The sequence below is a fragment of the Streptomyces durocortorensis genome (genome assembly GCF_016901035.1).
In the GTDB taxonomy this organism is placed as follows: Bacteria; Actinomycetota; Actinomycetes; order Streptomycetales; family Streptomycetaceae; genus Streptomyces; species Streptomyces durocortorensis.
Genome location: NZ_JAFEUF010000230.1, coordinates 1 through 10,636, shown reverse-complemented (window position 1 = coordinate 10,636; position 10,636 = coordinate 1). Strand labels below are relative to the sequence as shown.

Annotated in this window: 10 protein-coding genes and 1 other RNA gene; 9 read left to right on the top strand and 2 right to left on the bottom strand. The window is 71.4% G+C overall.

The features are described from left to right. The first annotated feature begins 195 nt into the window (after positions 1-195). Together prfB and JS521_RS29245 are read left to right on the top strand one after the other, a co-directional pair. Positions 196-1,302 (top strand): peptide chain release factor 2, encoded by a 1,107-nt coding sequence (prfB, locus tag JS521_RS29250; RefSeq protein WP_205085953.1) that lies wholly within the window; start codon positions 196-198, stop codon positions 1,300-1,302. A gap of 331 nt (positions 1,303-1,633) precedes the next feature. Continuing rightward, positions 1,634-2,515 (top strand): LPXTG cell wall anchor domain-containing protein, encoded by an 882-nt coding sequence (locus JS521_RS29245; protein ID WP_205085952.1) that lies wholly within the window; start codon positions 1,634-1,636, stop codon positions 2,513-2,515. Positions 2,516-2,749: 234 nt separating this feature from the next. On the opposite strand, the gene JS521_RS29240 is transcribed toward JS521_RS29245, so the two are convergent. Then, positions 2,750-2,950, bottom strand: coding sequence for a hypothetical protein (locus JS521_RS29240; RefSeq protein WP_003968786.1), 201 nt, complete (start codon positions 2,948-2,950; stop codon positions 2,750-2,752). A 260-nt stretch (positions 2,951-3,210) separates the two neighbouring features. On the opposite strand from JS521_RS29240, the gene ftsE reads away from it, so the two are divergent. The 5 genes from ftsE (at position 3,211) to ssrA (ending at position 7,346) form a co-directional block, all read left to right on the top strand. Then, complete coding sequence (gene ftsE, locus JS521_RS29235) at positions 3,211-3,900, top strand: cell division ATP-binding protein FtsE (protein WP_003968787.1); 690 nt, start codon at positions 3,211-3,213, stop codon at positions 3,898-3,900. Positions 3,901-3,958: 58 nt separating this feature from the next. Next, the gene (gene ftsX / locus JS521_RS29230; protein ID WP_205085951.1) at positions 3,959-4,876 is read left to right on the top strand and encodes a permease-like cell division protein FtsX; all 918 of its coding nucleotides are present in this window, start codon (positions 3,959-3,961) and stop codon (positions 4,874-4,876) included. 279 nt (positions 4,877-5,155) lie between these two features. After that, entirely contained in the window at positions 5,156-6,343 is a 1,188-nt protein-coding gene (locus JS521_RS29225; RefSeq protein ID WP_205085950.1) for a S41 family peptidase, read from the top strand. An 18-nt stretch (positions 6,344-6,361) separates the two neighbouring features. After that, positions 6,362-6,850 (top strand): SsrA-binding protein SmpB, encoded by a 489-nt coding sequence (smpB, locus tag JS521_RS29220; protein WP_200720983.1) that lies wholly within the window; start codon positions 6,362-6,364, stop codon positions 6,848-6,850. Between the two features lie 108 nt (positions 6,851-6,958). Further along, positions 6,959-7,346, top strand: a transfer-messenger RNA (tmRNA) gene (gene ssrA, locus JS521_RS29215). Positions 7,347-7,422: 76 nt separating this feature from the next. Here the strand turns inward: ssrA and JS521_RS29210 are convergent. Then, positions 7,423-8,841, bottom strand: coding sequence for an MFS transporter (locus tag JS521_RS29210; RefSeq protein WP_205085949.1), 1,419 nt, complete (start codon positions 8,839-8,841; stop codon positions 7,423-7,425). Positions 8,842-8,944: 103 nt separating this feature from the next. Between JS521_RS29210 and JS521_RS29205 the strand changes: the two genes are divergently transcribed. Then, positions 8,945-9,916, top strand: a complete 972-nt coding sequence (locus JS521_RS29205) for a LysR family transcriptional regulator (RefSeq protein WP_205085948.1) — start codon at positions 8,945-8,947, stop codon at positions 9,914-9,916. A 161-nt stretch (positions 9,917-10,077) separates the two neighbouring features. Beyond that, on the top strand, positions 10,078-10,636 hold a 559-nt coding region (locus JS521_RS29200), incomplete at its 3' end, for a hypothetical protein (protein ID WP_205085954.1).

The following is a 10,636-nucleotide window of genomic DNA, read 5'->3' as shown; positions in this document are numbered from 1 at the left end:
CGGCGGCGGCGGGGACGGGGGCGGGGCGCCCCAGGACAGCGAGAACTCGGCCCCGGCGACCCCGTGAGCGCACGGTGAGCGCGAGGTGAGCGCACCCCTTCCCCGGGTCGGCTCCCGGCCCTGGTCACGGGCCTGGTCATGGGCCTGTTTCCGGGGGAGGGCAAGCTTCATCCGCCCAGCCGTTACGCTGGACCCGTGGCAGTCGTCGATATTTCCGAAGAGCTGAAGTCCCTCTCCTCGACCATGGGGTCGATCGAGGCCGTCCTGGACCTGGATGCGCTGAGGGCGGACATCGCCGCGCTCGAGGAGCAGGCAGCGGCGCCGTCCCTGTGGGACGACCCGGAGGCGGCCCAGAAGATCACCAGCAAGCTTTCGCACCTCCAGGCCGAGGTCCGCAAGGCCGAGGCCCTGCGCGGCCGCATCGACGACCTCGAAGTCCTCTTCGAGCTCGCCGAGGACGAGGGCGACGCCGACGCCCGGGCCGAGGCCGAGGTCGAGCTGGAGTCGGTGAAGAAGGCGCTGGACGAGATGGAGGTCCGCACGCTCCTCTCCGGCGAGTACGACGCGCGCGAGGCCCTCGTGACCATCCGCGCCGAGGCCGGCGGCGTCGACGCCGCCGACTTCGCGGAGAAGCTCCAGCGCATGTACCTCCGCTGGGCCGAGCAGCACAACTACAAGACCGAGGTCTACGAGACCGCCTACGCCGAAGAGGCCGGCATCAAGTCGACCACCTTCGCCGTCCAGGTCCCGTACGCCTACGGCACGCTCTCCGTCGAGCAGGGCACCCACCGCCTGGTCCGCATCTCGCCGTTCGACAACCAGGGCCGCCGCCAGACGTCCTTCGCGGGCGTCGAGGTCCTCCCGGTCGTCGAGCAGACCGACCACATCGAGATCGACGAGTCCGAGCTGCGCGTGGACGTGTACCGCTCCTCGGGCCCCGGCGGACAGGGCGTCAACACCACGGACTCCGCGGTCCGTCTGACCCACCTGCCCACCGGCATCGTCGTCTCCTGCCAGAACGAGCGCTCGCAGATCCAGAACAAGGCGTCCGCGATGAACGTCCTCCAGGCGAAGCTCCTCGAGCGCCGCCGCCAGGAGGAGCAGGCCAAGATGAACGCACTCAAGGGCGACGGCGGCAACTCCTGGGGCAACCAGATGCGTTCGTACGTCCTCCACCCGTACCAGATGGTCAAGGACCTGCGTACGGAGTTCGAGATGGGCAACCCCGAAGCGGTCTTCAACGGCGAGATCGACGGCTTCGTCGAGGCGGGCATCCGCTGGCGCAAGCAGCGGGAGAAGTAGCTTCAGAGGTACGGAGGTTGGGCCCGGACAGGCGACTGTCGGGGCCCCTCTGCGTTACGGAGGATCTGTGCCCGATACGTCACAGTCGGGCTTCCGATTAGCCGTCAAGAACCCCCATATCGGTGCCTAGTGCACGGAACGGCCTTGACGTAATCCTTAACTCTGGCCAGGGTGCTAGAGCAGCATGCGTATGTCTGGGACGGGTGTGAACCGGGGGGCGGGCGGGGTGACCACGACACGACGTGGCCTTGCCGAGAGAGATTCCCCGCAGGGCCCACGGCCCGCATATGGCTGCTCCAATGACGAGATCGGCTACTGGGGGTAGCAACAGATGACGAAGAAGACGCGTGTTCGCGTCGCGCGGATAGCCGCCGGTGCGGTTATCGCCGCGGGTGCCTCGCTGACTGCGGCGGGTGCGGCACAGGCGCTGGAGATCGGCGTCGACACCGGCGTCGCGGAGGTCAACGTCCAGGCGGACCTGCTCGACGGCGACGACCCGATCGGTGGCGCCGACCCGGGCGACGTCGAGGGTGCTGTCGAGGGTGGCAACCAGGGCGGCGTCGAGGGCGCGGTCGAGGGTGCCGTTGAGGGTGGCAACCAGGGCGGCGTCGAGGGCGCGGTCGAGGGTGCCATTGAGGGCGCCGACCCGGGCGGCATCGAAGGCGCGGTCGAGGGTGCTGTCGAGGGTGGCAACCAGGGCGGCGTCGAGGGTGCCGTTGAGGGTGGCAACCAGGGCGGCGTCGAAGGCGCGGTCGAGGGCGGCAACAACGGCGGCTCGGGCAACAACGGCGGTTCCGGCAACAACGGTGGATCCGGCAACAACGGTGGATCCGGCAACAACGGCGGCTCGGGCAACAACGGCGGTTCCGGCAACACCGGCGGTTCCGGCAACAACGGTGGATCCGGCAACACCGGCGGCGGCGACCAGGGCGGCACCGGCACCTCCGGTTCGTCCACGGCCGGCTCCACCGGCGGTGGCGACGACGTCGGCTCCTGCACCGTCGACCTCGACGGCGCCGAGTGCACCGACAACACCGACACCGACAGCGTCGGCAACAAGCCGGTCGAGCAGAGCAAGGGCAAGGAAGAGCTCGCCGAGACCGGTGCGGCCGAGACGACCTTCCTGGTCATCGGCGCCGCGACGATGATCGCGGGCGGCATCGGCTTCCGCATCCTGCCGCGCCTCGTCGGCGGCGGTCGCACGGTCGCCTAGGTCCGCAGCCGGGTCCGGACGGGCCCAGGTGGATCGTACCGACGCGTAGCGGGCGAGGATCAGGCCCGTACGCGGCACGGCACAGCATGAGGAAGGGCCCGGGAGGGCGTACGACGCCTCCCGGGCCCTTCTGCGCGCCCGGACCGCTCAGGCGGCCTTACGCATACGTCTCTCAGCCCTCGACGGGGCGGTGAGGGGCGGCCCCAGGGGGCCGTACGGCTGTGCGGGCCCGAATCAGGCCGCTTGGTGCGCCAGCAGCGCGAGCGCCGTCAGCAGCACCACCATCAGGGCGATCAGCATCGCCGGGCTCATCCCGGCCAGCGGGCCCTGGCCCTGCTCCTCCAGCATCTGCTGCCGCACGGCACGGCAGACGCGGCAGCGGCCCTCGCTGACGGGGGACGCGCAGTTCGCGCACACCAGTCGGTCATAGGTCATGCGCATTCCTCCTCCCGCGCGGCGGAGCCGCTTGCCTGCTGTCTCTCCGCACAACGCTCACGGAAACGCAACCGTTCCCCCCTCCACTGTGCCAGCTCGCGGCGATTTCGGCGCGGCCCGCCGGACAAGGTCCGGCACGACCCGTTTCGTACCGTGGGGCGATTCGCCATATACCACCCATTGCCGGACGCCGCCTGCACGCGTGAGCCCGGTTCGCGTATGGTCACGCTCACCTACTCCCGGCCGACCGTGGTGCATCCGTGATCCGATTCGACAACGTCTCCAAGACCTACCCGAAGCAGACCCGACCGGCTCTGCGCGATGTCTCGCTGGACATCGAGAAGGGTGAGTTCGTCTTCCTGGTGGGGTCCTCCGGCTCCGGCAAGTCGACCTTCATGCGACTGATCCTGCGCGAGGAGCGTGCCAGCACGGGCATGGTCCATGTGCTCGGCAAGGACCTCGCGCGGCTGTCCAACTGGAAGGTGCCGCAGATGCGCCGCCAGCTGGGGACGGTCTTCCAGGACTTCCGCCTGCTGCCCAACAAGACGGTCGCGGAGAACGTGGCCTTCGCGCAGGAGGTCATCGGCAAGCCCCGCGGCGAGATCCGCAAGGCCGTGCCCCAGGTCCTCGACCTCGTCGGCCTCGGCGGCAAGGAGGAGCGGATGCCCGGTGAGCTCTCCGGCGGTGAGCAGCAGCGCGTGGCCATCGCCCGCGCCTTCGTCAACCGCCCCATGCTGCTGATCGCGGACGAGCCGACCGGCAACCTCGACCCGCAGACCTCCGTGGGCATCATGAAGCTGCTGGACCGGATCAACCGGACCGGCACCACCGTGATCATGGCGACCCACGACCAGAACATCGTCGACCAGATGCGCAAGCGCGTCATCGAGCTCGAACAGGGCCGTCTCGTACGCGACCAGGCACGCGGCGTCTACGGCTACCAGCACTGAGCGGGCGGCCCCCGGGCCCCGCGTTTTCGAGCATCGAGCACTGCACTGAAAGGACGCCATGCGCGCCCAGTTCGTCCTGTCGGAGATCGGCGTCGGTCTCCGCCGCAACCTCACGATGACCTTCGCGGTCGTGGTCTCCGTCGCCCTCTCGCTCGCCCTGTTCGGCGGTGCGCTGCTGATGCGCGAGCAGGTCAGCACGATGAAGGACTACTGGTACGACAAGGTCAACGTCTCGATCTTCCTCTGCAACAAGAACGACGCCAAGGAGATGCCCAAGTGCGCCAAGGGGGCTGTCACCAAGGAGCAGAAGGAGGAGATCAAGGCCGACCTGGAGAAGATGGACGCCGTCGACACGGTCCACTTCGAGACGGTCGACGAGGCGTACAAGCACTACCAGGAGCAGTTCGGCGACTCCCCGATGGCGGGCAACATCACGCCCGACCAGATGCAGGAGTCGTTCCGGGTGAAGCTGGACGACCCCGAGAAGTACAAGGTCGTCGCGACGGCCTTCGCCGGGCGGGACGGGGTGCAGTCCGTCCAGGACCAACGCTCCATCCTGGACCAGCTCTTCGAGCTGATGAACGGCATGAACGCCGTCGCGGTCTACGTGATGATCCTGATGCTGGTCATCGCGCTGATCCTGATCGTCAACACCGTGCGCGTCTCCGCGTTCAGCCGGAGACGTGAAACGGGCATCATGCGCCTGGTCGGGGCCTCCGGCTTCTACATCCAGGCCCCCTTCATCATGGAGGCGGCCGTCGCCGGTCTGATCGGCGGCGTGCTGGCCTGCGCCATGCTGCTCGGCGGCCGGTACTTCCTGATCGACGGCGGTCTCGCCCTCCAGGAGAAGCTGAACCTGATCAACTTCATCGGCTGGGACGCGGTGCTCACCAAGCTTCCGCTGGTGCTCGCGATCGGTCTGCTGATGCCGGCGATCGCCGCGCTCTTCGCGCTGCGCAAGTATCTGAAGGTATGACATACGCCTCCTGGGGGGGGGGGGGGGGGGGGGGGGGGCGCCCCGCGGGCCGGGGCGGTGAGAGTCGGCCCCGCCCCGCCGCGCCCCCCCCCCCGGGGCCCCCCCCCCCCGCCGCCCCCGCCGCGCGCNNCGCGGCCCGGGCGGCGGGGCGGCGGCCCCCCCCCCCCCGGCCCGGGCGCCCCCGCGCTCACACCTCACCCCCCCCCCCCCCCCCCCGCGGGCCCCCCCCCCCCCCCCCCCCCCCCCCCCCCCCAGGAGGCTTGTCCTAGACTCGTCGCCATGCCGGGCTCTGCGCACCGCTTCGGGCCCCGCGGTCTTCGCCGCGGGGCGGCCCTGACATTGGTCTTCGGGTGCGCTCTCGCCACCGCCGCCGCGACCGGTTCGCTGCCGCAGGACCCCGAGCCCGGACCCGGCCCGCAGACCCGTGCCGTCTCCTCCACCCTCGCCCCGGTCGACCGCGAGGAGATCGAGGACGCGGCCGCCGAGGCCGAGGCCGACGGGAAGTCCGTGAAGGACGCCGCCGAGGAGGTCGTCAGCCGCAGCGGGGACCGCTGGGGCGCGGTCTACGACCAGCGGGAGTACGAGGAGTTCGAGCAGGCGCTCGACGGTACGTACACCGGCGTCGGGCTCTCCGCCCGGCGCTCCGCCCACGGCGACGTCACCGTCTCCCGGGTCCAGCCCGGCGGCCCCGCCGACCGGGCCGGCATCCGGGCCGGCGACCTGCTGCGCACGCTCGACGGCCGCGCGATCGGCAAACGCCCCGTCGCGGAGGTCGTCGCGTCACTGCGCGGCGACGGTACGGGAGCGGCCGAGGGCAGCCGGGTGGAGCTGGGGCTCGTCCGGGACGGCCGGAGCTGGACCGAGACCCTGGAGCGGACCCGGCTGACCACCGAGGCGGTCACCGTGCGGCGGCTGGGCGACGAGCCCGCCTCGGCGGTCCTGATCAAGGTCGCCGCCTTCACCAAGGGCGCGGGGGCCGACGTCCGCGACGCGGTCCGGGACGCCCCGGACGGGGCCGGGATACTGCTCGACCTGCGCGCCAACTCCGGGGGACTCGTCGCCGAGGCCGTCGTCGCCGCCTCCGCCTTCCTGGACGGCGGCCTGGTCGCCACGTACGACGTGCGCGGCGAGGAGCAGGCGCTGTACGCGGACCCGGGCGGTGACACGGACCGGCCGGTCGTCGTCCTGGTCGACGGCGGCACGATGAGCGCCGCCGAGCTGCTGACCGGCGCACTCCAGGACCGGGGCCGCGCGGTCACCGTCGGCTCGCCCACCTTCGGCAAGGGCTCCGTCCAGATGCCCAGCAGGCTCCCGGGCGGCTCGGTGGCCGAGCTGACCGTCGGCCACTACCGCACCCCGGGCGGCCGGAACGTCGACGGCAAGGGCATCACGCCCGACCTCGTGGCGGGGGAGCGGGCCCAGCAGCGGGCCGAGACGGTATTGAGTGGCCTCGGGGGCGGGTCGTAGTGCGAAAATGACCGCACTATGGCGAAGGAAAAAGACACCGGGCGCAAGATGATCGCGCAGAACAAGAAGGCGCGGCACGACTACAGCATCCTCGACACCTACGAGTGCGGCCTCGTGCTCATGGGGACGGAGGTCAAGTCCCTGCGCATGGGGCGGGCCTCCCTGGTCGACGGCTTCGTGCAGATCGACGACCACGAGGCGTGGCTCCACAACATCCACGTCCCCGAGTACGTCCAGGGCACCTGGACCAACCACGCGGCCAAGCGGAAGCGCAAGCTGCTGCTGCACCGGGCCGAGATCGACAAGCTGGAGTCGAAGTCGCAGGAGACGGGCCACACCATCGTGCCGCTCGCGCTGTACTTCAAGGACGGCCGGGTCAAGGTCGAGATCGCGCTCGCGAAGGGCAAGAAGGAGTACGACAAACGGCAGACGCTCCGCGAGAAGCAGGACACGCGGGAGACGAACCGCGCCATCTCGGCCGCCCGCCGCCGTCAGCGCAGCGCCTGACCGGGGCCGCCGGCCCCGGGCGCGGGAATACGGTGGCACCGTCCGGCGTTGGTCACGTACGATGGGCCGTGCACCTCAGCGAAGGTGCGCGTTTTGAAAACACCACATGGGGATGATCGGTTTCGACAGCGGATGTCGAAGCAGGGGAAGCGAGTCGAGGAAGCGGCAATGATCTCGTAAACCATATGTCGCAAACAATAATCGCCAATTCCAAGCGCGATTCCTCCGCCTTCGCCCTCGCTGCCTAATTAGCAGCTAAGCGAAGACTCTGCGGAGTGTCAGCCCGGGGGTGATCCCGACCCGGATCCTGGCATCAACTAGGGATCTAAACTTCTAGGCCCGGCCACGGGGCCCAGAAGGAAATCAAACAGTGGCTGGGCCTGTCGGAGGCTTGTTCGCGTGACCTCCGGGGCCGAGAAAAGCGTAGCGAACTGCACTCGGAGAAGCCCTGGTTCCGCACCGTTGGACGCGGGTTCGATTCCCGCCATCTCCACAATTCCCATGTAGGCCGCTGCCCCGCGAGTTCGCGCGGGGGGCAGCGGCTTTTTCACGTCCACCGCCAGGCGCCCTTTTCATGTCCGCCGCCACCGGCCGTACCCGCCGCCCGCCGCCGCGATGACCAGCGCGAGGGCCGCCGCCGCCATCGGGGCCGTATAACCGGGGGCCGTGCCCGCGTGTTCGACGAGCCAGCCGCCCGCCGCAGCCCCGGCCGCGACCCCGCCCAGCAGCGCGGTCACCGAGAGCGTCATGCCCTCGTTCAACTGCTCGGGCCGCGTGGCCCGTTGGACCAGGGTCATGCCCGTGACCATGGTCGGCGCGGTCGCCGCCCCCGCCAGCAGCAGGCAGAGCGCCAGGACCGGCAGGGCGGCCGAGCCGGCGGCGGCCAGCAGCGGCAGGGACATCAGGGCCGTCATCCCGGTCAGGCACAGCAGCAGCCTGCGGTGCACGTCCCGGGCGGGCCGCAGCGCACCGTAGACCAGGCCCGCCACGCACGAGCCCGCCGCCTGGAGCGCCAGGATCGCGCCCCCGGCATGCGCGATGGAGACCACCTCCAACGCCCCGAACACCGCCCCCGTGGCGAGGAACACCGCCAGCAGCGCGGGCATCCCCGGCGTGCGCAGCGGTGAGGCCACCGTCCTCGTCCGCGGGGCGACGGGCGGTTCCGTGGCGCGCTGGGCGGCGAAGACCAGGACCCCGGTCATCAGGAGCGCCGCGCCCACCAGCGTGCCCGCCTCCGGGAACAGCGCCCCGCAGAGCGTCGCGGCCAGCACCGGGCCCAGCATGAAGCACAGCTCGTCGGCGGCCTGCTCGAAGGAGTTCGCGGTGTGCAGGGCCGCCGCATCGCCCCGGTGCAGATGCGCCCAGCGGGCCCGCGACATCCCGCCGGTGTTCGGCGTCGTCGCGGTCGCGGCGTACGCGGCGAACAGCGTCCAGGCCGGGGCGTCGTGGTGCACGCACAGCACCAGGGCCAGCGACCCCAGCACGGAGAGCACGGTGGCGGGCACGGCGACGCGGGCCTGCCCGAAGCGGTCCACGAGCCGGGCGGTGAAGGGCGCGACGACCGCCGTGGCGGCCAGGCCGGTCGCGGTGACGGCCCCGGCGAGGGCGTACGAGCCGCGGGATCCGGCGATCATGATGATCGCGCTGACGCCGAGCATCCCCATCGGCAGCCGGGCGATGAGATTGCCCGCCGTGAAGGCGCGGGCCCCGGGCGTCGCCAGCAGCCGGAGGTACGGATTCGAGGAGGACAGCCGAGACCGCCGATGCTCGCCGCTCGTCGGCGCGGAGCGCGGGGCCGCGACCAACTGGCCGCCGGAGACGGCGAGAAGGGGGGCGACCGGGGGAGCGAAGGCCAGGACTGGGCGGCCGGACAGGACGGGCCGGGGCGCGGCCACCGGACGGACGCGCGGACCGGTCCGGTCCGGGGCGGCAGGCTGCGACGGGGCGGGCCGGGACGCGGTCTCCGGGTGGGTGGCAGGGGATATCGGCATACGGACCAGGCTCGCCGCGCTCCACCGTCCCGGTCCAACACCTACTCCGCACCGATTCACGCACATGTGTTGTGAATGCGGTCCCGCGCGGTAGATTCGCGGCGTGCCTCCCGCCGACACCGACCCCCGACTCCTGCGTGCCTTCCTCGCCGTCGCCGACGAACTGCACTTCACCCGGGCCGCCGCCCGCCTCTTCGTCGCGCAGCAGGCGCTGAGCCGGGACATCCGCCGGCTGGAACGCGAGCTGGGCGCCGAGCTGTTCGTCCGGACCACCCGGCAGGTCGCCCTCACCCCGGACGGCGAACGCCTGCTGCCGTACGCCCGCCGGGTGCTCGACGCGCACGCCGAGCTCGCCGGGGCCTTCAGCGGCGTTCCCGCCCGGCCGCTGCTCGTCGACCTGAACAGCGACGGGGCCACCGCCGCCCGGGTGCTGGCCCGTGCCCGGGAGCTGGTCCCCGAGTGCGAGCTGATGGCCCGCTTCGAGTCGGGGCTCACCTGGGCCGCCGCCGAGATCCTGGCCGGCCGGCTCGACGCCTCCTTCGGCCGGGCCGCCGGGCTGGCCCCCGGGGTGCGCGCGGGGCTTTCCGTGCACCCCGTGCGGTACGAGCCGATGGCCCTGATGCTGCCCGTCTCTCATCCCCTCGCCGCCCGCGAGGCCGTCGCCCTGGCCGAGCTGTCCGGCGAGACCGTCTACGCGGGGGCCGGCAACGAACGGACACGGGAGTGGACCGGCCTCGCCGCATCGCTGTTCGCCGAGTGGGGCATCGTGATGGCCCCGCCCGTTCCCCTCGCCGTGGGCGTGGCCGAATTCCAGCGGGTCATGGAGAAGGGCGGGCACCCCGTGCTGGCCGTCGTCGACTTCCCGCCGATGCCCGGGACCGTGCTGCGCCCGCTCGTCGATCCGATTCCGCTTTCGCCCCTGTCGCTGGTCTGGCGGAAGGGGCTGCGCCATCCCGGCGTAGACGCCCTGCGCAACGCTACTGACCAGTTGGCCCTTGCCGAGGGGTGGATGGTCCGGCCGTCCGGATCCTGGCTGCCCGAGAGCGATCTGTCACTGATGCGCAACCGTTCCTGATCAACTCCGTTCAGAGGCACTTGGGCGTCAATGTCGTGCGCTACATTCATCGTCCGGGTGCATGGACGCCAGGTTCTTGGACGGGTGGGGGCCCAGTTCGACAGTAAAGAACCGGTCAAATTCGGTGCGCCTGATTCACTGAGTGGGGGATGGCTGCACCTGTGGACAATTGGCGCGAAGGCAAGAGAACCGGGCACACGCACGAGCCCAACGACGCGACGATCCAACTCGACGGACTGGGCCGTCAACTCGCCGAACTGCCCGGCGAACCCGCCCCGCCGGACGGCTCCGACGGCCCCGTCTTCGTCGACGAGAGCGGCCGCCGCAGCAAGACCTTCCGACGCCTCGGCTGGGTCCTGGCCACGGTCTGCGCCGGTTACGCCGTGACGCTGGTCTTCGCCGTCCTCGGCGGAAACTCCAGCGCCCCCTGGCTGCCCCTGTCCGGGCCGAAGGAGAAGGCGCGGGCGGAGCAGGTCGAGGAGGTCCCCGCGCCCAGCGCCGACGCCGCCGACGACCTGTCCGACGACGTCGCCGAGCCCGGGCCCAGCGCCTCCGGCTCCCCGGCGTCCGACGCGTCCGGCGCCCCCGCGGACGTGGCCCCCTCGGCCACCTCCGTCCTCGTGCCCGCCGGATCGACGGGCCGCCCCTCGGCGTCCGCCTCCACGGACCCGTCCCGTCCCACCGGGGGCGGCGGCGCGGGCGGCGCCACGAAGCCCGCCC